We start from the raw sequence: 20,931 nt of genomic DNA, 5'->3' as shown, positions 1-20,931 counted from the left end.
CCGCCGGCGGTGAGGGTCGTCCGAGGCCGGCGTCAATCGGTCTCGCGGCCGACGTTTTAAGTGAACGACCCTTCCAATGAAGGTCATGAGTATCGGCAGCACCTCCGGGGTCTTCGCCCGAGAGTTCGACGAGATCGGCCGCACCGTCCAGGTGGGGTTCGCGGGCGGTCGCGTCATCGCCGTGTCGTTCCCGGCCGAGCCGCCGGCGGACGCCGACACCGACCACGACCTGCTCGACCGGATCGGCGCGTACCTCCGCGGCGAGCGCGACGAGTTCGCCGAAGTGGCGATCGGTCTCACGGTGCCGACCCCCCAGCGAGACGTGCTGGAGTCGCTCCGCACGCTGCCGTACGGCGAGGAGGTGACCGTGAGCCGACTCGCGAGGCTCGGCGGGTTCGACCCCGACGACCCCGACGACCTCGAAGCGGTCACCGATGCGCTCGCGGACAACCCGATCCCGGTCCTGTTGCCCGACCATCGCGTGAGCGGCGGGCCGTACGCGACGCCGGGCGACACCCGGGCGGCGCTGCGCTCGATCGAAGGGATCGAGTCCTGACGGCGACCCCTCGGGCGAGGCGTCGCCTTTCCGCGCCCGTCACGGCTCCGTCCCAACGACCTCACCCCGCTGCGCTCGTACCTGCGACCCTCCTCTCCCGGCGATCCCCGCTCGCTCCGGCCACCCTCCTCGCTGCGGCCGTCGCCGTCACGAGCCACGACGGCTACTCAGTCGCGTCTCGAACGCTTCTCACTCGACCGTTTTGCGACCGATGACGGTCTCCATCTCGAGCGCATACAACGAGAACTCGACGTTCGCCACCGCTTCGTCGAACAGTCGGAACGGCGGAAACCACTCGTTCAACGTCGCTTCGCCGACGTCCGACTCCCACTCCCGTACCGGGCCGCGAACGTGGATACTCCACGACTCGTTCGTTGACGCTTCATAGCACACGAACGCCGCGGTGTCGGTGGTCCCGAGGAACCGCCCTTTCTCGCTTTCGTCGTCGTGTCGGCTCACACGGAGGAGCAATCGGTCGCCGTCGTAGTGATAGCTCAGGGGAACCGCGTACGCGTCGTCGCCGTCCGCCAGTCCGAGAATGCCGTGCTCGCCCGCCCGCAGGTACTCGTCGATGTCGGACTCGGTCATTCCACTCGTGTACACGTATTCGGCGTGATCCATGGGGAATCCCACGGAACGTGTGCTGATATAGACTCCCCGCGAACGCGCCGCCGACACGGAAAGCGGTCTGAGCGGTCGGTTAATGACCGCCGGCGACGAACGCGTCGTATGAGAACGATCACGAAGACCCTGCTCGTCGGCGCGGGCGTGGCGTTCGCCGGCTGGGTCGGGTGGGGCGTCTACTCGACGAGGAACACGGAGTCGGTGCCGTACGAACGGCTCCGAGCGCTGGACGGTGCCGAACTCCGCCGCTACCCCGAAACGATCGCCGTCGAGACGACGGCGCCGGACGGGCGCGTCGCCTTCCAGCGACTCTTCGGATACATCTCGGGAGCCAACAGGGCGGAGGAGTCGATCTCGATGACCGCTCCCGTCGAGACGGAGACCGGAGAATCGATATCGATGACGGCACCGGTTCGAACGGAGACGGCCGGGGACGACGCCGGCACGGTCCGTATGGCGTTCTATCTCCCGTCGGAGTACGGCCCCGAAACCGCCCCGGAGCCGACGGAATCGGACGTCGCGCTCGTGACCGAGCCACGGAGGGCGGTGGCCGTGGATCGGTTCTCCTGGTACGCCCCGAACTGGCGGGTCGAACGCCGCGCAAGGAAGCTCCGTTCCACGCTCGAAGCCGAAGGCATCGAACCGATAGGGGACCCCTCCCTCCTCCGGTACAACGACCCGTGGACGCCGCCGTTCATGCGGCGCAACGAACTGGCGGTCGAAGTGGCCGGAGCGGACTGACCCCGACTGGACGCGGCCCGTGGGCCGGACTTATCGGGTAAGCCCCCGTCGGTACGGTCGTGATCGAGTTCCCCAGGGCGGTCTACGACGAGGTCGTCTCCCGGGCGTCCGACGGCGAGGAGGCGGAGGTGTGCGGCGTGCTGGCCGGGACCCGCGGCGACGGGGACGAGCCGAGCGTCGTCGCGCGGGCTCACGAGGCCGAGAACGTCGCGGAGACGCCGCGGACTCGGTACCGGATCGATCCGGCGGAACTGCTCGAACTGATCGACGGGATAGAGGCCGCGGGGCGCGACGTGGTCGGGTTCTACCACTCGCACCCGGCGGGACCGCCCCGGCCGAGCGAGACGGACGCCGAGCGCGCGACGTGGCCGGACCGCTCGTACGTCATCTGCGCGCTGGACGGCCACCCGTTCGTGGGGTCGTGGCGCTGGCGCGCGGGGGATGAGACGTTCGAACAGGAGACGGTCGCCGTGCGGGAGGACGACTGATCCGAAGCGGACTCCCGGAGGAGGGGGGCCGTGCGGGACCGCTCAGATCTCGAAGTCGGGCGTGTCGAACGCGCCCTCGTCGGCCTCGACGTCGTACCCTTCGATGCCCGTGAGCGCCAGGTCGAGCGTCGCCTCGGCGTCCCAGCGGCCGGTGTTGATCGCGAGGTCGTAGATCGAGCGGTCGGACAGGTCGATCCCGTAGTAGGACTTGTAGCGCTGCTCCTCGATGACCTCGCGGACCTGCATCTCGGAGGTCATCTCCTCGCGGTCGGCGGTCCGGTCCGCGCGGACCTCCTCGGGCGCGTCGAGCCAGATCCGAACGTCGGCGCGGTTGCCGGCGATCCAGCCCGCGAGCCGCGACTCCAGCACGAACGCCTTGTTCGCGGCGCCCCACTTCTCGGCGATCCGGCGGAGCCGCCGGTCGAGCGCGCGGTCGATCTCCTCGGACTCGCCGGTCTCGGCGATCAGCTGTGAGAGGCTCATGCCGCGTTCGGCAGCGATCTCGCGGAACAGTTCGCCCCCGGAGACGTAGCCGCAGTCGAGCGCCTCGGCGACGCCCTCGACGAGCGTCGTGGCGCCACAGCCCGGCGGTCCGGAGACGGTGACGAACAGGTTGCGGTCTATCCGTCGCTCGGGCTCCGGCGAGGTTCCGCTCATGCGTCTTGCGGCACGGAAGGCCGTCGGATAAACGGGTCGGTTCCGCGAGATCCGCGGCGCCGACGGACGACGGGTCGGTTCCGCGAGATCCGCGGAGCCGACGGACGACGGGTCGGTTCCGCGAACGTCCGCGGAGCTGACGGACGACGGGTCGGTTCCGAGCGCTCTCGCGGGGGAGCGATCCGCACCGACGCAACCGATTTCCCTCCCCGACCCCACCGATCGGACGTGAGCGAGTCCACGGACCGCGGCGACGAGGCGGCCGCGCGGTCCCTCCTCCGGGACGCCGTCGACCGCGGGGCGGTCGAGAACCCCGACTTCGATCCGGAGACGGTGCCGATAGCCGACGCCGACGTGCTCGCGCGGCTCTCGCCGCCGGTCCGGCGCTGGTGGGTCGAGCGGTTCGGTGAGTACGTCGGGGAGAATGGCGGTTTCTTCACGCCGCCACAGCGCGAGGCGATCCCCCACGTCGACGACGGAGAGAACTGCCTCGTCGCCGCGCCGACGGGCAGCGGGAAGACGCTCGCCTCCTTCCTCTCGGTCCTCGACGACCTCTTCGAGCGAGACCGCGCCGGCGACCTCGACAACTCCGTCTACTGCCTGTACGTCTCGCCGCTGAAGTCGCTCGCGAACGACATCGAGCGTAACCTGGCGACCCCGATCGACGGGATCGGTGAGGCGGTCGCGGCGGTGGAAGCGGGAGGCGAGGAGGCCTCAGGGGACGAGGCCGACGCCTACGAACCCGGCGTCAGGCAGGCGATCCGCCACGGGGACACCTCGAAGGCCGACAGGCAGGCGATGCTCTCGGAGACGCCCCACGTGCTCAACACCACGCCCGAGACGCTCGCGATCCTGCTCAACTCGCCGAAGTTCAAGGAGAAGCTCCGCACCGTCGAGTACGTGATCGTCGACGAGATCCACTCGCTGGCCGCGAACAAGCGCGGGACGCACCTCTCCGTGTCACTGGAGCGACTGACGGAACTGACGCGGACGAGCCCTGAGAGGGACGAGGGAGACGACGAGAAGTCGACAGCGACCGCGCCCCCGGACGCGACCGACGACATCACGCGGATCGGCTGCTCGGCGACCGTCGAACCGCTCGACGGGATCGCCTCGTTCCTCGTCGGCCGCGACCGAGTCTCGGGTGCGCCGGGCGACGCCGACGGCCTCGAAACGCGCCCCTGTGAGGTGGTCGACGCGCGGTTCTCGCGGGAGTTCGACCTCGAACTCAAAACGCCCGCCGCCGACCTGATCCACACCCCGCGGTCGGCGGTGACCGACCGGTTCTACGAGTCGCTCCGCGACCTGATCGAGAGCCACGAGAACACGCTCGTGTTCACGAACTCCCGGTCGGGCGCCGAGCGCACGCTCCAGGAGCTCCGCGAGCGGTTCGACTACGACGAGTCCGACTCGGGCGTCCACCACGGGAGCCTCGGCGAGACCCAGCGGACCCGCGTCGAGGAGGGGCTGAAGGCGGGCGAGCTCGACGTGGTCACCACCTCGACGAGCCTCGAACTCGGCATCGACATGCCACACCTCGACCTGGTGGTCCAGGTCGGGTCGCCGAAGTCCGTCGCGGCGCTGCTCCAGCGCGTCGGCCGCGCGGGCCACAGCCCGGGCGAGACCGTCGAAGGGCGGGTGTTCGCCTTGGACCGCGACGAGCTGATCGAGTGCGCCGCGCTGCTCGCGCGCGCCGAGGAGGGGTTCGTCGACCGGGTGTTCCCGCCCGAGGGCGCCTACGACGTCGCCGCCCAGCAGGTGTACGGGATGGCGATCAACCGGATCCGACCCGACCGCGAGATCCGAGAGGTGCTGCGCCGGGCCCACCCGTACCGCGACTTCGACGAGGGCGACTACGAGCGGCTCATGCGGTACCTCACGGCCGACTACGAGGGACTGGAGTCGAAGAACGTCTACCCGAAGGTGTGGCGCGACGCCAACGACCCGCCGGACGGCGAGCACCACCACCCGGAGTTCCCGGTCGGCGAGACGCTCGTCGGGAAGCGCGGCCGGCTCGCGCGGGTCATCTACATGACGAACGTGGGGACGATACCCGACTCGTTCACCTGCGACGTGTTCACGCGCGACGACGAGTGGGTCGGCACCCTCGACGAGTCGTACCTCGACACCCTGGAGTCCGGCGACGTGTTCGCGCTCGGCGGCGAGCGGTTCGCCTTCCGCTACCGCCGCGGCTCAAAGGTGTACGCCGACCGCACGAGCGAACGGCCCACCGTCCCGTCGTGGTTCGCCGAGCGCCTGCCCCTCTCCGCGGACCTCGCCCGCGAGGTGTTGGCGTTCCAGGCCGAACTCCTTGATCGCCTGACCGGCGACGAGTCGAGTGCTGGCCCCGCCGCGGTCCGCGCGTGGCTCCGCCGGTTCCCCCTCGACGAGAACGCGGTCCGAGCGCTCGCCCGCATGTACGACGAGCAGGTCAAGTACGCGGGGGCGACGGCCGTCTCGACTCCCGACCGCCTCGTCGTCGAGGAGGAGCTCGACCGCAACGAGTACAAGCGGCGGTTCTACGTCCACTCGACGTACGGCCGGCGGTTCAACGACGGGCTCTCGCGGCTCGTCGCCGCCGCGGTCGCGAACCGGACGGACGCCAACGTCGCCGTCGCGGTCGCGGACCGCGGGTTCAGCCTCGCGCTCCCGCTGAACCGCAAGGTCGACGTGGCACGGATTCTGGCCGACCTCGACCCGCTGACGGTCCGGGAGGACCTGCGCGAGGCGGTCCAAGGGACCGACCTCCTCCAGCGGTACTTCCGGATCGACGCCGGGCGTTCGCTGATGATCCTGAAGCGGTACAAGGGGTACGAGAAGTCGGCCGCCGAACAGCAGGTCTCCGCCGAGATGCTCCTGTCGTTCGCGGCCGACCTCGACGAGTTCGCGGTGTTAGAGGAGACGTACCGCGAACTGTTAGAGGACCGGCTCGACGTCGAGGGGATCCGCGAGGTCGTCGGCCGGATCGCCGCGGGCGACCTCGCGGTCGAGCACCGCGTCGTCGACTCGCCGAGCCCGCTCGCGTTCGGGCTGGCGACGCTCGTCGATTCCGACACCGTCATCGCCGACGACGAGTCCGCCGTCCTCCGCGAGTTCCACGCCCGCGTGATGGAGGAGATCGGCGAGACTCCACGGAGCGCAGAGGAGCGGCCCGACCCGACCGATCGAGAAACCGGGTAACCCCGTGATCCGCTGATCCCGAGTCCGATCGCCCGCCGCCGTCGCGGCGCTCGACCGCAACACCGAACACGACGCGGTCCGACGGCCAGAGACATGACGCGCTCGGAGGACTCCGCGAGGGTGCCGTCCCGGCTCCGCCTGCGGTTCGTCGCGGGCGTGGCTCTCGGCGTCCTCGGCCTCGCCGCGCTCTGGCGCCCGTTCGGCACCGAGTGGGTCCTCGCCGCCGTGCCGCCCGGAACGTACCTCACGGCGTACGCGTGGACCAACCTCCCGGCGAACCACCCGCCGGGCGGCGGCGACCCCGGCTCACGGCTCGGCCCGGCGAACGCGGTCACGCTGTTCCGCGGCTCGCTCGCGGCGGTCCTCGCCGGCGCGCTGGTCGCTCCGCCGCCGAACCCGTGGGTGCCGCTCGGACTCTTCGCCGGCGCCGTCGGCCTCGACGCGGTGGACGGAGCGGTCGCCCGCCGCACCCGTGAGACCGTGTTCGGCGCGCGCCTCGACGGCGCGACGGACGCGCTGGCCGTCCTCGTCGGCGCCGCGGTCGCCGTCGCGGTCGGCGCCCTCCCCGCGTGGTATCTCGTCGCCGGCGGCGTCTGGTACGCCTACGCCGGGTCCCTGTGGCGACGGCGACGGAGCGGGGCGCCCGTGTACGAACTCCCGCCGAGCCGGGTCCGCCCGTTCGTCGGGAGCGCGCAGTTCGGCGTCGTCGCGCTCGCGCTGCTCCCGACGGTCGGATCGACGACGCCGGCGTGGCTCGCCGCCGTCGCGGCGCTCGCGCTCGCGACGCTGTTGGCGAGTTTCGCCCGCGACTGGGCCGCCGCGACCGGCCGACTCGGCCGCGACGACCCGCCGATCGCGGCCGGTCGCGGCGCCGACTGACGGAGGCTGCGGCGGATCTCAGTGGTCAGTTCGATACGGGTTCCGTTCTCGGCGGTACGGCTACGACTCCCTGTACAGCAGCACCGCGAGGACGGCGATCAACACGACCTGCGCGACCTTGTCGACCGCGTGGCTCGTCGGGATCGGCGGCACGTCGTTGAGGACCCACCACATGACGATCTGCCCTGCCGTGAAGGGGATTCCCAACGCGTACACCAGGCGTCGGCGGTACCCGGCGAGGACCGCCGCGATGCCGGCCCCGAATCCGATCGCCGCGAAGATGAACAGGATCATGAACGTCCCGCCGAACTGAACGCCGAGGACGACGTGGGCGATAGCGGTCACCGTCGCGGCGAGGATTCCGATCCAGTGGAGGGGAGTCACTCGCGCGCCGGCGGCGCCGGAATCGGAGTATGACATGGACACCCGTAACACGGCCCCGGTCGACTTAGGTCTATTCGTCGCCCGGGCGCCGACCCCGCCGACGGCGGTTCGACCCGTCGGTCTCGCCGGTCGGGCGACCGGCGTCGGTCCTCGCGGGGCTTTATGTCCGATCGGTCCCTGTGATCGGTAATGCCACACCGTCTCAGTCGCCGACCGCGGACGGGTGAGTCGCCGTGAGCGAGGGCGACGCCGGGCACGCGGTGGAGTTCACAGGACCGGAACGAGTCGACGTGGTCCCGATCGACGACCCGGTTCCAGACCCCGACGAGGTGGTCGTGGAGGCGACCGTCTCGGCCGTGAGCGCCGGCTCGGAGCTGCTCGCTTACCGGGGCGACCTCGACCCCGAAACCGTCGCGGACGAGGAACTGTCCGCGCTCGAAGGCGACCTCTCGTACCCGCTCCGGTACGGCTACGCGGTCGTCGGGCGCGTGACCGCGGTCGGCGACGCGGTCGACCCCGAATGGCGCGGCCGCACCGTCTTCGCGTTCAACCCCCACGAGAGCCGGTTCGCCGTCTCCCCGGACGGGCTCCGCCCGGTCCCGGAGGGGTTCGACCCGAAGACGGCGACCCTGTTCGCGAACGCCGAGACCGCGGTCACTCTCGCCGTCGACACCGCTCCTCGACTCGGCGAGCGCGTGGCGGTGTTCGGTCAGGGCGTCGTCGGACTGCTCACGACGGCGCTGCTGGCTCGGAGCGGCGCCGAGACAGTCGTCGCGGTCGAGCCCCGAGACGACCGCCGGGCGCTCGCGAGCGAGTTCGGCGCCGACGCGACCGTCGACCCGAGCCGACACGACGCGCGGGCGGGCGTCGTCGAGGCGGTCCGCGACCGAACCGGGGGCGTCGACCTCGCGGTCGAGGTCTCCGGCCGGCCCGAGACACTGGAGACCGCGGTCGAGAGCGTCCGCTTCGACGGCGACGTGGTCGTGGGATCGTGGTACGGCACGAAGCGCGCCGACCTCGGCTTCGGCGACCACTTCCACCGCGGCCGGGTGACCGTCCGGAGCAGTCAGGTCACCACCATCGCCCCGGAGCTACGCGGGCGCTGGGACCGAGAGCGCCGCCGCGAGACGGCCTGGCGCGAACTCCGCCGACTCGACGACGACCTCGACGTCACCGACCGCCTCGTCACCGACCGCGTCCCCGTGGCCGACGCGCCGACCGCGTATCGGCGGCTCGCCGACGAGCGCGAACCCACCATCCAACTCCTCTTCACCTACTGATGTACGAACTCACCGTCAGCGAGACGTTCGTCGCACAGCACTTCCTCACCGTGCCGAACCCGCCCGCCGACGAGGCGACGCTCCACTCCCACACCTTCACCGCGGAGGCGACGTTCAGCGGACCGGAACTCGGCGAGTACGGCTATCTGCTCGACATCGACCTCGCGCGCGAAACCCTGGCCGACGCGGCCGACGACTACCGCGACGAGACCCTCAACGACCGGCTCGACGGCAATCCGAGCACCGAGCGGCTGGCGCGCGCGCTGTTCGAGGCGCTCGCCGACATCGACGCCCCGGCCGCGACGGAGCTGACCGTTACGGTCCGTGAAGACGACGTCGCGAGCGTCTCGTACGCCGGCGAGCTGCGGTGACCGCGGGATGCGCGTCGCCCTCGTGCTCGCCGGCGACATCGAGTCCGAGTCCGGCGGCTTCTACTACGACCGCCGGCTCCGCGACCGGCTCCGCGAGCGCGGTCACGCGGTTGAAGTATTCTCGCTGCCGCGCGGATCGTACCGCCGACGCCTCGCGGCGAACGTCGGCGCTCGTCGACTCGCGGACCCGCTCTCCGCGTTCGACGTGGTCGTGGAGGACGGGCTGGCACACCCCTCGGTGCTCGCCCTCAACCGCCGGCTCCGGGTCCCGGCCGTCGCGCTCGTCCACATGATCGCCGAGCGCGCGCGGGCGGCGCGGAGCGGGGTAGCGCGAAGCGGGGCAGCGGGCGGCGGCGTCCGGGCCGAGTTGGGTCGTCGCGGCGTCGCGGCGATCGAACGCCGGTTCTTCCGCGGGGTCGACGCCGCGGCGTACAACGCTGAGACGACGCGGCGGGACGCGGCCGCCCTCGGGGGGCCGGAGCGGAGCGTGGTCGCGCCGCCCGCGGGCGACCGATTCGAGCCGACGGTCACGGAGGCGGAGATCCGAGAGCGAGCGCGCTCGGGGCCGCTGGAGGTGACGTTCCTCGGCAACGTCGTCCCCCGCAAGGGCCTCGACGCGCTCGTCGACGGCGCGGCGCGACTCGGCGGCGGCGAGGTCGACTGGCGCCTGACGGTCGTCGGCGACAGGACCGTTGCCCCCGGTCACGCGGAGGCCGCTTCCGAGGCGGTGACCGCCGCGGGCGTCGACGACCGAGTCCGCTTCGCCGGTCGACTCGACGACGCGGCGGTCGCGAAGCGGCTCCGCGAGAGCCACGTGCTGGCGGTGCCCTCGCGGTACGAGCCGTTCGGAATGGTGTACTTAGAGGCGATGGGCTTCGGCTGCGTCCCGATCGCGACGACCGCGGGCGGGGCCGGAGAGTTCGTCCGCGACGGCGAGTCGGGGGTCCTCGTCCCGCCCGGCGACCCCGCGGCCGTCGCTCGGGCGCTCCGGGATCTCGACGACCGCGATCGGCTCGCCGAGATGGGTGCCGCCGCGCGCCGCGACTACGAGGCGTGGCCGAGCTGGCCCGAGACGTTGGACCGCGTCGTCGACTTCCTGAAGCGAGTGGCCGGCGGCGAGGAGGCCGGGGGTGAACACGCGTGACGGACCACGCGACCTACCTCGACGCGAAGCGCGCGCTCGACGACCGCTCGCTGAACCGCGAGGTGCTCGACCGGTTCGCGAGCGAGCTCCCGCCCGAGCCGGAGATACTCGAAGTCGGCGCCGGCACGGCGACGATGGTCGAGCGCTTCGGCGAGTGGGACGTGATCGAGGGCGGTCGGTGGGTCGCCGTCGACGCCCACGAGGAGGCGCTCGCCGCGGGGGAGGCACGCGTCGGCGACGCGGTCGGCGATATCGACGTCGAGTACCGAGTCGCCGACGCCTTCGAGTTCGCGAGCGACGCGGCGGCCGGGGGGCGACGGTTCGACGCCGTGGTCGGCTGCGCGTTCTTCGACGTGGTCGACGCGGCTCCGGCGGTCGACGCCCTCGCCGAAGTTGCCCCGCTCGCGTACGCGCCGATCACCTACGACGGCGAGACCCGCTTCGCCCCGCCGGACCCCGACGAGGAGGCGGTCGTCGACCGCTACCACCGACACATGCGCGAGTACCGCCCCGGCGGCCCGGACGGCGCGGCGGCGCTGGCGCGGGAGGCGACGGTGATCGCGCAGGGCCCGTCTCCGTGGGTGATCGAACCGCCGTACGAGTCCGGTGAGCGAACGGTGCTCGCACACCTGCTCGACACGGTCGAGGGCGCGGTCGGCGAGACGGGCTTCGACGCGAGCGACTGGGCGGCGCGGCGGCGACGGGCGCTGGAGGCGGGCCGGCTCCGCTACGAGGCGGCGAACCGCGACCTGCTGGTTCGGTTGGACTGACGGCGGCGCGTGGGGCGGTCGACGTCGCGGCTCACGGGAGGACCGGATCGGTCGGGATCGGCTCCGGCAGTCCCTCCAAGACGAGCGTCGTGTAGTGGAGGAACACCGCCAGCGCCGCGACGGAGAGTAACAGGAGGAAGAACAGCACCAGTCGCTCGTCGCTCCGGACGATGGCGGCGGTGTCCGCGACGAACTGCGTCCGCGTGCGACGATCGGTCATCGGACCGACGGTGGGGCCGCAGTCGATTAAAAGTAGTCGATGGCGGGGTCGTGACCGACGCTCAGTCGTCCGAGGGCGACGGTCGGGACCGGCCGAGGGGCTCGCCGTCGACGGGCTCGTCGGGGTTCGCGTCGACGGCGGCGTCTGAGAGGCCGAGCTGCGCGTCGACGTCGACGTCCTCGCGCACGTGGACGGTGCCGCGGTGGACCGCGATGGCGTCCGCGAGGTGGAGCCGGACCGCGTCGAGTAACACCTCGGCCTCCAGCGGCTGCCCGCGGCGCTTGATCTCGTCGACGTCGGCGTTCGGCGGCACGTCGAAGGCGCGCTGGGCGATGACCGGCCCCTGATCGAGGTCGGTCGTGACGTAGTGGGCCGTGACGCCCGCGATACGGACGCCGGCGTCCTTCGCCTGCCGGTACGCCTCGGCGCCCGGGAACGCCGGGAGCAGCGAGGGGTGGACGTTGACGATCCGCCCCTCGTACCGGAAGACGACCTCCGGCGAGAGGATGCGCATGTACCGGGCCAGAGCGATCAGGTCCACCTCGTACTCGGCGAGGAGGTCGAGGAGCCGGCCCTCGTCGGTGTTGCCGTTGCCGTCGCCGACGTCGTAGAAGGGCTTGTCGTAGCGTTCCGCGAGCGACCGCAGGTCGCCGCGGTTCCCGATGACGACCGGGATCTCCGCGTCCTCGCCGTCGTCGGCGAGTTCGTCGTTGGCCTCGGCCTCCAGGAGGGCCTCCGGCGCGTGGGTCTCCTTCGTCACGAGCAGCGCGACGCGGCGCGCGTCGCGGTCGCTCGGGAACCGCACCTGGATGTCGACGTCGAGTTCGCGCCCGAGCTCGGCGAGCGCGCGGCGGAGTTCGCCGCGGGACGTTTCCATCTCGGACGCGTCTACGCGCATCGTCATCCGGAAGACGCCCTCGCGGACCGCCTGATCGAGGTCCTCGATGTTGATTCCCCGCTCGAACAGCAGGGAGGTGACCCGCGCGATGAGTCCGGTCTTGTCTCCTCCGACGACCGTGATCTCGGTCAGTTCGCGGGTCATGCGACGATCACCTCCGCGGGTTCGACGGGCTGCATACACCCATCAGAGCAGTCGGAGGGTTTTGCCCCTTTCGTTCCGCGCGGTCCCTGCCTCCCGCACGGTCGACCGATCTATATCCACGAACGTGGGCATAAACGCCGTTCCAAAACGGTTTTTACACACGACTCCGCACCACAATCCATGACCGCATACACGGCGACGGTGACGGTCCGACTGAAGCGGGGCGTCCTCGACCCGGAAGCCGAGACGACCCAGCAGGCCCTCGAACGGCTCGGGTTCGATCTGTCCGACCTCCGCTCGGCGGACCGCTTCGAGGTGGACCTCGACGCCGCCGACGCCGACGAGGCGGCCGCGCGCGCCGACGAGATGGCCGAGCGGCTGCTCGCGAACCCGACGATCCACGACTACGACGTGGCGGTCGCGGAGCGATGACGGTATCCGTCGTCCAATTCGGCGGCTCGAACTGCGATCGCGACGCGGTCCGAGCGTTGAACCACCTCGGCGTCGACGCCGAGCGCGTCTGGCACGCGGACGGCCTCCCGGACGACGCCGACGGGATCGTGCTTCCCGGCGGCTTCTCCTACGGCGACTACCTGCGGGCCGGCGCGATGGCGGCCCGCGACCCGATCATGGAGGAGGTGCGCGAGGCGGCCGACGACGGCGTCCCCGTGATCGGGGTCTGTAACGGCGCGCAGATCGGCTCTGAGTCCGGTCTGACGCCCGGCGCGTTCACCACGAACGCCTCCGCGCGCTTCCAGTGTGAGCCGGTTCACCTGCGCGTCGAGCGCGCCGACACCCCGTGGACCGCCGCCTACGACGAGGGCGACGTGATCGAGATCCCGATCGCCCACGGCGAGGGGCGCTTCGAGATCGGCGCGGACGCACACGACGACCTCCTCGACGACGACAGGGTCCTCTTCCGCTACTGCGACGCCGAGGGGAACGTCACCGACGCCGCGAACCCGAACGGCTCCACGGACAACGTCGCCGGCGTCCTCGGCGAGCGCGAGACGGTCGCCGTGTTGATGCCCCACCCCGAGCGCGCCACCCTCACCGACCTCGGCCGGAGCACGGACGGCGCGGGGATCCTCGAAGCGTTCGCCTGACCGATCCGGTAGCCCGTCGCCCGCGGCCCTCCGGATCGCCGCGTCACCGCTCGCGTGCCGGCTCGGAGCGCGCACGGCGGTCCGACCCGACCTCGCCGAGCCCGCTCTCCGTCCCGCCCGTCTCCTCCGAGAGTTCGCGTTCCAGCGCCCGTTCGAACTCGGCTTCCGTGAGTTCGCCCTCGGCGTACCGTCGCTTCAGCCGTTCGACCGGGTCCTCGTCGGACTCGGCGTCCGCCGTCTCGTCGCTCGCGTCCTCGGCGAGCGCGCGGATCCCGAAGGCGCCGAACACGAGCAGCGCCGCGACGGCGAAGAGCGCGAGCAGCGGGAAGAGGAACGTCCAGACGCCCATCCCGCCCATCATCCCGGCGCCGCCCATCATCGCCCCACCCCTCCGTTCCCGCCTCGGGGCCTACCGATACCGAACTCGTCGCCGGCGAACCCGTCACCGGCGAACCCGTCGCCGACCCGGTTCGGTCTCGTAAACACAGTCATGGGAAGTAGTTACACGTCTACACATAAGTACGCACGGCTCGTTCGCGGGCGGTGAGAGGTCCCGTCGACCCGGGCGACTTTTTCCGCCGGCGCCCGTCGGTACGAGTATGCAGGCGCGCCACATCGACCACGTGAACCTTCGGATACCCGAGGACGGCGTCGGCGAGGCCCGCGAGTTCTACGGCGAGAAACTCGGCTTCGGCATCGAGGACGCGCTGTACGCGGCCGACGAGAAGCCCTTCTTCGACGTGCGGCTCTCGGCGACCGCGGTGATCCACCTGTGGCCGACCGAGTCGTTCGAGGCGCCGTCGAAGACGAACTACGACCACGTCGCGGTCGTCGTCGAGGAGTCCGTCGACGAGGTGGCGGCCGAACTCGCCGACGCCGGCGTCGAGGTCGAGAAGACGCTCGAGTCGCCGCTGGGCGCCACCGGGGAGGCCGGAGCGGTGTACGTCCGCGACCCGTTCGGCTATCGGGTGGAACTGAAAGCGCGGGTGTGAACGGAGGCCGAATCGGCTGCGACCGGCCTCAGTCGTCGGTGCTGTCGCTCCCCGTCACCGCCTGCTCCTCGGCGGCTCGCAGCCGGCGTTCGGCGCGGTCGCGGTCCTCGGGATAGCCGACGTCGATCCGCCAGCCGTCCATGGGGATCGCGTCGATGGTCCGACCGGACTCCAACAGGAGGTCGATGGTGTCCGGCAGTTCGTACTCGCCGCGGTCGGACGGCTGGACGAGGTGACAGGCGTGGAAGATCGCGGGCGAGAACGTGTAAAATCCCGTCATCACTAGGTTCGAGGGCGGGTCGTCCGGCTTCTCGACCACCTCGACGATCTCTCCGTCCTCGGTGGTCTCACAGACGCCGTACCGGGAGGCCTCCTCGATGGGCACCTCCTCGACGAGGAAGGCCGCGTCCACGTCGCCGCGACGCTGTCGGTCGATGACGTCCCCGAGGTTGGCGTCGAAGACGTTGTCACCGAGCATCAGGGCGAACTCTTCGTCGACGTACGGCTCGGCCTGTAAGAGCGCGTGTGCGAGGCCCAGCTGCTCGGGCTGGTGGGCGTACGTGATCGACGCGCCTCGGAACCCGTCCCCGTAGCGGTCGATGATCTGGTGTTTCCGGTGGCCGACGACCACGACGAACTCCGAGATACCGACCTCGAGAAGCTGTTCGAAGACGTGCTCCAACAGCGGACGCCCGGCCACCTCGACGAGCGCCTTGGGGCGGTCGTCCGTCAGCGGCTTGAGACGCGTGCCTTTCCCGGCCGCGAGGATGACTGCTTTCATACGCCTCACTGGCCGGAACACGACCTAAAGTATGAGCGGCTTATTCGACCGTAGCGGCGGTATACCGCCGGATTACCTCGAACACGAACGGACGAGCTACAGCCGCACCCGCGGCGGGTCCCCGGTGTGCGATCCGTCGCGGCGACCGTCTCGCTCTCCCCTTCGTCTCGGCGACCGGTGTCTCGGCTCCCGCTAGTCTGTCGGGACGGAGTCGTGTCGGCGCATCCCGCGAACGCGGCCGGCGGCCCGCGCCAGCGTTCCGGCGCCGTTTAGCAGGGCCGACCGCACCGGGAACCCGAGGTAGTTCGTCGGCGTGATCGCGTCGCCGAGGATCGTCAACCACTGCTCCCGGTCGCTGCGTCCCTGCTTGGCCCACAGGTACGGTTGCTCGACCTCCTGTCGGTACGTCTTCCGCAGGTAGTCCGACACCGAGTCGGCGTACGGGTGATCGACCACCAACTCCGGATCGTAGTAGATCGGCGAGACCGTGAGCACCCGCTCCGCGAGCTCGACCTCCTCGTGACCCCACGGGATCGCCTCGTCCCACCCGCCGATCTCGTCGAACACCGATCGGTGGACCCCCATGTTACAGCCCCAAAAGCGCGTGACGTAGCGCGGCTCGTCGCCGAAGTCGTAGTGGTTGGTGAGCTTCCCGGCGAAGATGTCGTCGCGGGGATGGACCGTCCTGCCCGCGACGGCGGACTCCGTCTCGAACACCTCGGACATCCGGGAGAGATAGCCGTCGCGCGGCCGCGAGTCGTCGTCGAGAAAGACCAGTTTGCCGGACTCCGCGCGCTCGATACCGGCGTTCCGCGCCGACGTGGCCGTCGGTTCGTTCTGGAGACAGACCTCGTAGTCCGAAAAGGAGTTGGAGGCCAAGTGGTCGAGACATTCGACCTCGTCCGGCGGTTTCAGCGTGGGGATAATGACACTGATGTCCGTCATGTCCCACGGAACGGGGGTCCGCGGTTTCGTTATAGATCACTTACCTTCCGGGTCACTCTCTCTTCCGGGCCGCCAGTTCCCGGACCCGTCGAGCGGACCGCCGCCGAATCGGGCGACGCAACGCCGACCGTCGTCGGCTCATGCGGTCGGACCCCCGGTATCGCGTCGCGGTCGACGCCGAGTCGCGTCGCGGTCGACGCCGAGTCGCGTCGCGGTCGACGCCGAGTCGCGTCCGAAGCGACGCCGAGTCGCGTCCGAAGACGACGCCGAGTCGCGTCCGAAGTGACGCCGAGTCGCACGGCGGCGCCGCGACGACCGAGGCGGTGTGACCCCCGAAACAGCCGCCGTACGGGGGTCCGCGCGGCGTCGTCACCGGTAGTCGACGGATAACAAAACTGATCTCGGTGGAGGGGACGGACATGGACAACGAAGCCCCGTTCAGTCGGCCGCTCGCCGGCTCGGGCGGTGCCTGCGACGACGGTGATCGACAGTACGGCCGTGCGTCCGAGGCGGACGCCCCACGGGGGCGGTCGGCGCCAGATCGAGGGCCGCAATGAGCCTCGTCGGCGGGGTCGACGCCGACGCCGACGGCGACGAGGAAGCGGTCTCGGCGTCGAGTTCGACCGAGCCGACGGTCGCGTCTTCGACGGCGGTGCTCGTCGTCGGTCCGGCGGGATACCGGACGGAGGGGACGGGAGGAATTAGCCGCTACATCGCGGAACAGCGGCGCTACCTCGAGGACCGCGTGTCGCTCGACGTCGTCGACACCGCCGTGCGAACCCCCGAGCGACCGCTCGAGTACCTCCGGGCCGCGGTGACCGCCCTCCTGACGTGGCTCGGGTTCCTCGCGCGCCGGCGGCCCGACGTCGTCCACGTCCATACCTCCCACTCGTTCTCGTTTTACATCTCGGCGCCGTACGTGCTCGTCGCCGGGCTGTTGTGGCGGCGACCGGTGATCCTCCACGTCCACGGATCGTCGTTCGACGCGTTCATCGAGGACGCCTCGGCGCCGGCCGCCCGCTTCCAACAGACGGTGTTCGACGCCTGTACCGCGGTCGTCGCCCTCTCTGAGCACTGGCGAGAGGTCCTCTCGGCCCGCGTCCCGCCGGAGCGTATCGTCGTGCTCCCCAACGCCGTCGACCCGGAGGAGTACGACCCCGATCCCGTCGCCGACCCGCCACACCTCGTCTTCGTCTCTAACCATATCGAGCGGAAAGGGATCGTCGAGGTGACGCGGGCCATCGACGAACTCCAGGACGCCGGGGTCCGGTTCCGGGCGACGATCGCCGGGAGCGGTCCGCTTTCGGACCACGCCGAGGCCGTCGCCGACGCGCACGACGGGGTCGAGTACGCGGGGTTCGTGTCCGAGGCGCGGAAGCGCGACCTCCTCAGCGAGGGGAGCGTCTACGTCCTCCCGACGCGCGCGGAGGGACTGCCGATAGCCGTCCTGGAGGCGATGGCCGGGGCGAACGCGATCGTCTCGACCGACGTCGGGGGGATCCCATCCATCGTCGACGACGCGAACGGCGCCCTCGTCTCTCCCGGGGACGAGCCCGCGCTGACCGACGCCCTCGAGGAGCTGCTCGCGGACCCGGAGAGGACGGAGCGGATGGGCCGGGTCAGTCGCCGTCGCATCGAGGAGTCGTACGCGTGGCCCGACGTCGTCGACGAGCTCCTCTCGCTGTACGCACGGGCGCTCGACGACGACGGCGGCGAGTGATCGCGAACCCCCGCCGAGGGCGCCGCGTCCGTCGGACCGTCGGCGAGAAGGGTGGTCCTGTGTGGAGGTATGAGCCGTATAATAATCAACACGGGTCCTGTCGGTGAGAGGTATGCGAAACCACCCTTCCGATGGCGTCGTCCGGCGGGTACGCGATGAGCGAGGGGCCGCGTCCGTCCCTCCGAACGTGTCGGAGGGTGAACCCGAGCGGCGGGCGCTCCGGTTCGGAGCGAAGGCCCTCGTCACGAGCGACGGTCGGGTCCTCCTCATCAAGGAACGCCACGAGGACGGCTCGCCGTTCTGGACCCTCCCGGGCGGCGGCGTCGAGTCCGGAGAGTCGTTCACGGCGTGTCTCGACCGCGAGATCCGCGAGGAGATCCGGTGTCGCGCGTCCGTCGGCGAACGCGTCGGCGGCTGTGTCTACCACCACACGAGCCGGCCGGCCACGACCGTCTACGCCGTGTTCGACGCGTCGCTTCGATCCGAGCCCGAACCTAACCCGGCTGAGAGCATTCTCGACTACGCCTGGCTGGAGCCGACCGACCTCCTGTCGACGACGCTCGACCCCGTCCGGCGGTTCGTCGAGCGAACGGTGGCGGAGACGGACGGAGAACGGTGACGCCGCCACCGACCGACAAAATGACAGAAACTCGGGAAAACGGATTGAGTCAGGACGAGCTGTTCAGTCTCCTCAGCAATCCGCGACGACGATTCATTCTCCAGTACCTGAACAGGAACAGGGAGGGCATCCGGCTGCAGGCCCTCGCCACTGAGGTCGCGGCCTGGGAGAACGAGACGGACCCGGACGACCTGACCGACAAGCAGGAGAAACGGCTGTACGTCTCCCTCCACCAGACGCACATACCGAAGCTCGAAGAGGCGGGCATCGTCGAGTACGACGGTGACTCGGGGGAGATCCGGCTCACCGACCGGGGCACCGACGTCAACCGCTACCTCGACGCGGACGCCCCCGGAGGCGAAGAACCCCGCCAGTGGGGGCGGTACTACCTCTTGATCGCGCTGTTCGGAGTCGTCGTGTTCGGGCTGGTCACGCTCGGCGACGGGTCGGTCGGCCAGACCGGAGTGATAGTGATCGGCGTCGCGTGGGCGCTCCTGGTCGCGCTCGCACTCTACCAGTACGTCGGAACCGAGCGCGGCGGGAATTGAGCCGGACCGCCCGCGAGTTCGCCGGCCGCTTCGGCCGGTCGAGGCTCCGAGGGCCCTCCTCACTTCGATCGATCGACCGACCGAGGCAGCGGTAAGCCGGGCTTTCCGTCGCGAAGCCAGAGCGCCACGGTCCCACAGAGGAGGAGCCCTTCGAGCAGGAAATACGTCCGGCCCATCTCCCCGCCGAGGAGGGCCCGGCTGTCCAACAGCAGCTGCCACGTCTTCGCGCCGAGCCCCGGCGCTGGCGACACGGGCCTCGTGTAGAGCGGCCAGAGGAACGACGGGAGGATCGGCGGACGGCTGAACAGGGAGGCGAAGAGGAGGTCTCCGAAGACGTGGCTGCCGTAGCCGACCGCGACGCCGGCACCCAGCTCCGGCCGACCCTTGTATCGGAGTGCGACGCCGACGACGAGCGCCGCGGGAACGCCGACGAGCAGGGAATGCGCGACGCCGATACCGTTACTCAAGAGCCCGAACTGCCACGCCAGCGGCTTGTCGATGAGGTCGGGGAGCTGCGTGGCGACCGCGAGCGCGATCGCTGCCCTGTCGCTCGGCGGACGGCGAAACACGACCCGGACGAACGCCGAGAACGCGACGTACCCGACCGCGAGGTGACCCCACGGCCACATCTCACTCACCGCCCGCCGACGAGGGTTGGACGTCGAACCAGACGTACGTCGTCCGGTAGGCCGTGTCCGCGGTCGGGTTCTCGGGCGGATCGCCCCGATAGAGGTGTGTCACGAAACGGACGTTCTCACCGGTGAACGACGCCTGGAACTCCTCGGACTCGCGCCAGCTCTCCCCCTGTCCCAGCTCGAAGGCGTACTGGTCTATCCGGCGCTTGTCGGTGACGACGACGGAGCGACCGTCGACCTGAACGCGTTGGAGCTCCGTGACGACCGTGTACTCGACCGTCCGGTGCTCGTCGTTCGTCACCCCGACGGTGATGGCCGCCGACTCACCTTCGGTCAGCGAGTCGGGATACTCGTTCGCGACGAGTCGTCCGTCCTGTTCGGTCAACAGGTGGAGGTCCGTCGCCGTCTCCCCGTCCGCGGGAACGGTCACCGCCACGCCGAGCGTCGCGACCGCGATGACCACACTCACCGCGAGGATAGCGGTCGTCGGAGTCAGCTCTCCGAAGAGGCGCCTCGACGACGCCGTGGTCCCGGCGCGACTTCCGGCCGCTCCGCTCCGGTGTCCGCTGACCCCTCCGGAGCGACGGGCGCGACGGACGAGCGTGGCCGCGGCGCCGACGACGACGTACCCGGCGACGAGCCCGACGAGCCCCCACGCGGACAGCGCCCCGGCCGCGAGGTAGACGACGATGGCGAGCAGCGGCAGGACCGCCAGACTGCCCCCCACCGAGAGCGCGAACCGCTCGACGACGGTGGCGAACGTCCACGGCTCGCGCTCTCGCTCGGCGTACGCGAACGTCGCCGTCACGTACCCGGGAAGCACGAAGAGGAGGAGCACGGCGGGCGGGAGTCGGACCACGCCGGTCGTTCCGATCGCGATCGCCACGACCGAGACCGCGACCAGCCCGCCGACCGCGAGGAGGTCGCGGCTCTCGAAGAGCTCGTCGGCTATCGAACTCATCGCTGTCCGGAGCCCGAGCGGTCGGCCCTGAGACGCGAGTCGTCGACGTCGACCGATCCGACCGCGTCGGGCCGCTCCGTCCGCGCCGAGCGACTGCGTCGCGACGCGACCGGTGCGGGATGGCGATCACTCATTCGTGGGTACCTCTCTCGAGTCGGTATATCGTTATGGAGGGCATATCCCGGCCGTCGGGTTCGGGCTCCGGAGGCTGCTCGAGTCGGTAAGTTCGAGTTACCGCCGGACGCCGCGCGGATCCGCGTCGTCCGGAGCGGAGCGTCCGCGTCGCCG

26 protein-coding genes are annotated in these 20,931 nt (G+C 70.5%); 15 read left to right on the top strand and 11 right to left on the bottom strand.

What is annotated here, in order from left to right:
• Window positions 1-85: 85 nt before the first annotated feature.
• Window positions 86-556, top strand: a complete 471-nt coding sequence (locus ABDZ89_RS03820) for an MGMT family protein (RefSeq protein WP_343776791.1) — start codon at window positions 86-88, stop codon at window positions 554-556.
• 189 nt (window positions 557-745) lie between these two features.
• Here the strand turns inward: ABDZ89_RS03820 and ABDZ89_RS03815 are convergent, their stop codons facing one another.
• Complete coding sequence (locus tag ABDZ89_RS03815; protein ID WP_343776789.1) at window positions 746-1,177, bottom strand: pyridoxamine 5'-phosphate oxidase family protein; 432 nt, start codon at window positions 1,175-1,177, stop codon at window positions 746-748.
• Window positions 1,178-1,285: 108 nt separating this feature from the next.
• Here ABDZ89_RS03815 and ABDZ89_RS03810 point away from each other — a divergent pair, with 108 nt between their 5' ends.
• On the top strand, window positions 1,286-1,921 hold the full coding sequence (locus ABDZ89_RS03810; RefSeq protein WP_343776788.1) for an SOUL family heme-binding protein: 636 nt from the start codon (window positions 1,286-1,288) through the stop codon (window positions 1,919-1,921).
• Window positions 1,922-1,980: 59 nt separating this feature from the next.
• Complete coding sequence (locus ABDZ89_RS03805) at window positions 1,981-2,409, top strand: desampylase (protein ID WP_343776786.1); 429 nt, start codon at window positions 1,981-1,983, stop codon at window positions 2,407-2,409.
• A 42-nt stretch (window positions 2,410-2,451) separates the two neighbouring features.
• Here the strand turns inward: ABDZ89_RS03805 and cmk are convergent, their stop codons facing one another.
• Window positions 2,452-3,066: a (d)CMP kinase gene (gene cmk, locus ABDZ89_RS03800; RefSeq protein WP_343776784.1), complete on the bottom strand. Its 615-nt coding sequence runs from the start codon at window positions 3,064-3,066 to the stop codon at window positions 2,452-2,454.
• Window positions 3,067-3,294: 228 nt separating this feature from the next.
• Between cmk and ABDZ89_RS03795 the strand changes: the two genes are divergently transcribed.
• Window positions 3,295-6,246: an ATP-dependent helicase gene (locus tag ABDZ89_RS03795; RefSeq protein ID WP_343776783.1), complete on the top strand. Its 2,952-nt coding sequence runs from the start codon at window positions 3,295-3,297 to the stop codon at window positions 6,244-6,246.
• A gap of 93 nt (window positions 6,247-6,339) precedes the next feature.
• Window positions 6,340-7,125, top strand: a complete 786-nt coding sequence (locus ABDZ89_RS03790; RefSeq protein ID WP_343776781.1) for a CDP-alcohol phosphatidyltransferase family protein — start codon at window positions 6,340-6,342, stop codon at window positions 7,123-7,125.
• A gap of 60 nt (window positions 7,126-7,185) precedes the next feature.
• On the opposite strand, the gene ABDZ89_RS03785 is transcribed toward ABDZ89_RS03790, so the two are convergent.
• On the bottom strand, window positions 7,186-7,545 hold the full coding sequence (locus ABDZ89_RS03785) for a DUF7475 family protein (RefSeq protein ID WP_343776780.1): 360 nt from the start codon (window positions 7,543-7,545) through the stop codon (window positions 7,186-7,188).
• 197 nt (window positions 7,546-7,742) lie between these two features.
• Here ABDZ89_RS03785 and ABDZ89_RS03780 point away from each other — a divergent pair, with 197 nt between their 5' ends.
• The 4 genes from ABDZ89_RS03780 to ABDZ89_RS03765 are packed head-to-tail and all read left to right on the top strand — an operon-like array spanning window position 7,743 to window position 11,074.
• Window positions 7,743-8,789: a zinc-dependent alcohol dehydrogenase gene (locus tag ABDZ89_RS03780; RefSeq protein ID WP_343776778.1), complete on the top strand. Its 1,047-nt coding sequence runs from the start codon at window positions 7,743-7,745 to the stop codon at window positions 8,787-8,789.
• Window positions 8,789-9,160: a 6-pyruvoyl trahydropterin synthase family protein gene (locus tag ABDZ89_RS03775; protein ID WP_343776776.1), complete on the top strand. Its 372-nt coding sequence runs from the start codon at window positions 8,789-8,791 to the stop codon at window positions 9,158-9,160. The genes ABDZ89_RS03780 and ABDZ89_RS03775 overlap by 1 nt, the downstream gene beginning before the upstream one ends.
• A 7-nt stretch (window positions 9,161-9,167) precedes the next feature.
• Complete coding sequence (locus ABDZ89_RS03770; RefSeq protein WP_343776774.1) at window positions 9,168-10,304, top strand: glycosyltransferase family 4 protein; 1,137 nt, start codon at window positions 9,168-9,170, stop codon at window positions 10,302-10,304.
• Window positions 10,301-11,074 (top strand): class I SAM-dependent methyltransferase, encoded by a 774-nt coding sequence (locus ABDZ89_RS03765; protein WP_343776772.1) that lies wholly within the window; start codon window positions 10,301-10,303, stop codon window positions 11,072-11,074. Before ABDZ89_RS03770 ends, ABDZ89_RS03765 begins: the two co-directional genes overlap by 4 nt.
• Window positions 11,075-11,105: 31 nt before the next feature.
• On the opposite strand, the gene ABDZ89_RS03760 is transcribed toward ABDZ89_RS03765, so the two are convergent.
• Window positions 11,106-11,294: a hypothetical protein gene (locus ABDZ89_RS03760; RefSeq protein WP_343776770.1), complete on the bottom strand. Its 189-nt coding sequence runs from the start codon at window positions 11,292-11,294 to the stop codon at window positions 11,106-11,108.
• A gap of 61 nt (window positions 11,295-11,355) precedes the next feature.
• Window positions 11,356-12,336 carry a formyltetrahydrofolate deformylase gene (locus tag ABDZ89_RS03755; protein ID WP_343776768.1) on the bottom strand — a complete coding sequence of 327 codons (981 nt, stop codon included), beginning with the start codon at window positions 12,334-12,336 and terminating at the stop codon, window positions 11,356-11,358.
• 180 nt (window positions 12,337-12,516) lie between these two features.
• Here ABDZ89_RS03755 and purS point away from each other — a divergent pair, with 180 nt between their 5' ends.
• On the top strand, window positions 12,517-12,768 hold the full coding sequence (purS, locus tag ABDZ89_RS03750) for a phosphoribosylformylglycinamidine synthase subunit PurS (RefSeq protein WP_343776766.1): 252 nt from the start codon (window positions 12,517-12,519) through the stop codon (window positions 12,766-12,768).
• Complete coding sequence (gene purQ, locus ABDZ89_RS03745) at window positions 12,765-13,442, top strand: phosphoribosylformylglycinamidine synthase I (RefSeq protein ID WP_343776764.1); 678 nt, start codon at window positions 12,765-12,767, stop codon at window positions 13,440-13,442. The genes purS and purQ overlap by 4 nt, the downstream gene beginning before the upstream one ends.
• A gap of 43 nt (window positions 13,443-13,485) precedes the next feature.
• Here purQ and ABDZ89_RS03740 read toward each other — a convergent pair whose 3' ends face one another.
• Window positions 13,486-13,821, bottom strand: coding sequence for an SHOCT domain-containing protein (locus tag ABDZ89_RS03740; protein ID WP_343776762.1), 336 nt, complete (start codon window positions 13,819-13,821; stop codon window positions 13,486-13,488).
• Window positions 13,822-14,041: 220 nt separating this feature from the next.
• Between ABDZ89_RS03740 and ABDZ89_RS03735 the strand changes: the two genes are divergently transcribed.
• Window positions 14,042-14,434, top strand: a complete 393-nt coding sequence (locus ABDZ89_RS03735; RefSeq protein WP_343776760.1) for a VOC family protein — start codon at window positions 14,042-14,044, stop codon at window positions 14,432-14,434.
• A gap of 28 nt (window positions 14,435-14,462) precedes the next feature.
• On the opposite strand, the gene aglF is transcribed toward ABDZ89_RS03735, so the two are convergent.
• Together aglF and ABDZ89_RS03725 are read right to left on the bottom strand one after the other, a co-directional pair.
• Entirely contained in the window at window positions 14,463-15,215 is a 753-nt protein-coding gene (gene aglF / locus ABDZ89_RS03730) for a UTP--glucose-1-phosphate uridylyltransferase AglF (protein ID WP_343776758.1), read from the bottom strand.
• Between the two features lie 192 nt (window positions 15,216-15,407).
• Entirely contained in the window at window positions 15,408-16,160 is a 753-nt protein-coding gene (locus tag ABDZ89_RS03725; RefSeq protein ID WP_343776756.1) for a glycosyltransferase family 2 protein, read from the bottom strand.
• A gap of 553 nt (window positions 16,161-16,713) precedes the next feature.
• On the opposite strand from ABDZ89_RS03725, the gene ABDZ89_RS03720 reads away from it, so the two are divergent.
• The 3 genes from ABDZ89_RS03720 to ABDZ89_RS03710 all read left to right on the top strand — a co-directional run bounded on the left by ABDZ89_RS03720 (window position 16,714) and on the right by ABDZ89_RS03710 (window position 19,047).
• The gene (locus ABDZ89_RS03720) at window positions 16,714-17,880 is read left to right on the top strand and encodes a glycosyltransferase family 4 protein (protein WP_343776754.1); all 1,167 of its coding nucleotides are present in this window, start codon (window positions 16,714-16,716) and stop codon (window positions 17,878-17,880) included.
• Window positions 17,881-17,992: 112 nt separating this feature from the next.
• Window positions 17,993-18,499: an NUDIX hydrolase gene (locus tag ABDZ89_RS03715; protein WP_343776753.1), complete on the top strand. Its 507-nt coding sequence runs from the start codon at window positions 17,993-17,995 to the stop codon at window positions 18,497-18,499.
• 44 nt (window positions 18,500-18,543) lie between these two features.
• Window positions 18,544-19,047, top strand: coding sequence for a DUF7344 domain-containing protein (locus tag ABDZ89_RS03710; RefSeq protein ID WP_343776751.1), 504 nt, complete (start codon window positions 18,544-18,546; stop codon window positions 19,045-19,047).
• A gap of 59 nt (window positions 19,048-19,106) precedes the next feature.
• Here ABDZ89_RS03710 and ABDZ89_RS03705 read toward each other — a convergent pair whose 3' ends face one another.
• Genes ABDZ89_RS03705 through ABDZ89_RS03695 form a run of 3 tightly spaced genes read right to left on the bottom strand, consistent with a single transcriptional unit; the run spans window position 19,107 to window position 20,777 of the window.
• Window positions 19,107-19,676: a metal-dependent hydrolase gene (locus ABDZ89_RS03705; RefSeq protein WP_343776986.1), complete on the bottom strand. Its 570-nt coding sequence runs from the start codon at window positions 19,674-19,676 to the stop codon at window positions 19,107-19,109.
• 1 nt (window position 19,677) lies between these two features.
• Window positions 19,678-20,643, bottom strand: a complete 966-nt coding sequence (locus tag ABDZ89_RS03700; protein ID WP_343776749.1) for a DUF1616 domain-containing protein — start codon at window positions 20,641-20,643, stop codon at window positions 19,678-19,680.
• Window positions 20,640-20,777 carry a hypothetical protein gene (locus ABDZ89_RS03695; protein WP_343776747.1) on the bottom strand — a complete coding sequence of 46 codons (138 nt, stop codon included), beginning with the start codon at window positions 20,775-20,777 and terminating at the stop codon, window positions 20,640-20,642. The genes ABDZ89_RS03700 and ABDZ89_RS03695 overlap by 4 nt, the downstream gene beginning before the upstream one ends.
• Between the last annotated feature and the right edge of the window lie 154 nt (window positions 20,778-20,931).

The organism is Halorubrum ejinorense, from assembly GCF_039522565.1.
GTDB lineage: Archaea > Halobacteriota > Halobacteria > Halobacteriales > Haloferacaceae > Halorubrum > Halorubrum ejinorense.
The sequence above is the reverse complement of the archived record's forward strand: the minus strand, read 5'-3'. Positions and strand labels throughout refer to the sequence as shown.

Bases quoted from the DNA above. Each gene is read 5' to 3' on its own strand.
- ABDZ89_RS03820 (WP_343776791.1), top strand. From the start codon at position 86: ATGAGTATCGGCAGCACCTCCGGGGTCTTCGCCCGAGAGTTCGACGAG.
- ABDZ89_RS03815 (WP_343776789.1), bottom strand. From the start codon at position 1,177: ATGGATCACGCCGAATACGTGTACACGAGTGGAATGACCGAGTCCGAC.
- ABDZ89_RS03810 (WP_343776788.1), top strand. From the start codon at position 1,286: ATGAGAACGATCACGAAGACCCTGCTCGTCGGCGCGGGCGTGGCGTTC.
- cmk (WP_343776784.1), bottom strand. From the start codon at position 3,066: ATGAGCGGAACCTCGCCGGAGCCCGAGCGACGGATAGACCGCAACCTG.
- ABDZ89_RS03790 (WP_343776781.1), top strand. From the start codon at position 6,340: ATGACGCGCTCGGAGGACTCCGCGAGGGTGCCGTCCCGGCTCCGCCTG.
- ABDZ89_RS03785 (WP_343776780.1), bottom strand. From the start codon at position 7,545: ATGTCATACTCCGATTCCGGCGCCGCCGGCGCGCGAGTGACTCCCCTC.
- ABDZ89_RS03775 (WP_343776776.1), top strand. From the start codon at position 8,789: ATGTACGAACTCACCGTCAGCGAGACGTTCGTCGCACAGCACTTCCTC.
- ABDZ89_RS03770 (WP_343776774.1), top strand. From the start codon at position 9,168: ATGCGCGTCGCCCTCGTGCTCGCCGGCGACATCGAGTCCGAGTCCGGC.
- ABDZ89_RS03760 (WP_343776770.1), bottom strand. From the start codon at position 11,294: ATGACCGATCGTCGCACGCGGACGCAGTTCGTCGCGGACACCGCCGCC.
- ABDZ89_RS03755 (WP_343776768.1), bottom strand. From the start codon at position 12,336: ATGACCCGCGAACTGACCGAGATCACGGTCGTCGGAGGAGACAAGACC.
- purS (WP_343776766.1), top strand. From the start codon at position 12,517: ATGACCGCATACACGGCGACGGTGACGGTCCGACTGAAGCGGGGCGTC.
- purQ (WP_343776764.1), top strand. From the start codon at position 12,765: ATGACGGTATCCGTCGTCCAATTCGGCGGCTCGAACTGCGATCGCGAC.
- ABDZ89_RS03740 (WP_343776762.1), bottom strand. From the start codon at position 13,821: ATGATGGGCGGCGCCGGGATGATGGGCGGGATGGGCGTCTGGACGTTC.
- ABDZ89_RS03735 (WP_343776760.1), top strand. From the start codon at position 14,042: ATGCAGGCGCGCCACATCGACCACGTGAACCTTCGGATACCCGAGGAC.
- aglF (WP_343776758.1), bottom strand. From the start codon at position 15,215: ATGAAAGCAGTCATCCTCGCGGCCGGGAAAGGCACGCGTCTCAAGCCG.
- ABDZ89_RS03725 (WP_343776756.1), bottom strand. From the start codon at position 16,160: ATGACGGACATCAGTGTCATTATCCCCACGCTGAAACCGCCGGACGAG.
- ABDZ89_RS03720 (WP_343776754.1), top strand. From the start codon at position 16,714: ATGAGCCTCGTCGGCGGGGTCGACGCCGACGCCGACGGCGACGAGGAA.
- ABDZ89_RS03715 (WP_343776753.1), top strand. From the start codon at position 17,993: ATGCGAAACCACCCTTCCGATGGCGTCGTCCGGCGGGTACGCGATGAG.
- ABDZ89_RS03705 (WP_343776986.1), bottom strand. From the start codon at position 19,676: ATGTGGCCGTGGGGTCACCTCGCGGTCGGGTACGTCGCGTTCTCGGCG.
- ABDZ89_RS03700 (WP_343776749.1), bottom strand. From the start codon at position 20,643: ATGAGTTCGATAGCCGACGAGCTCTTCGAGAGCCGCGACCTCCTCGCG.
- ABDZ89_RS03695 (WP_343776747.1), bottom strand. From the start codon at position 20,777: ATGAGTGATCGCCATCCCGCACCGGTCGCGTCGCGACGCAGTCGCTCG.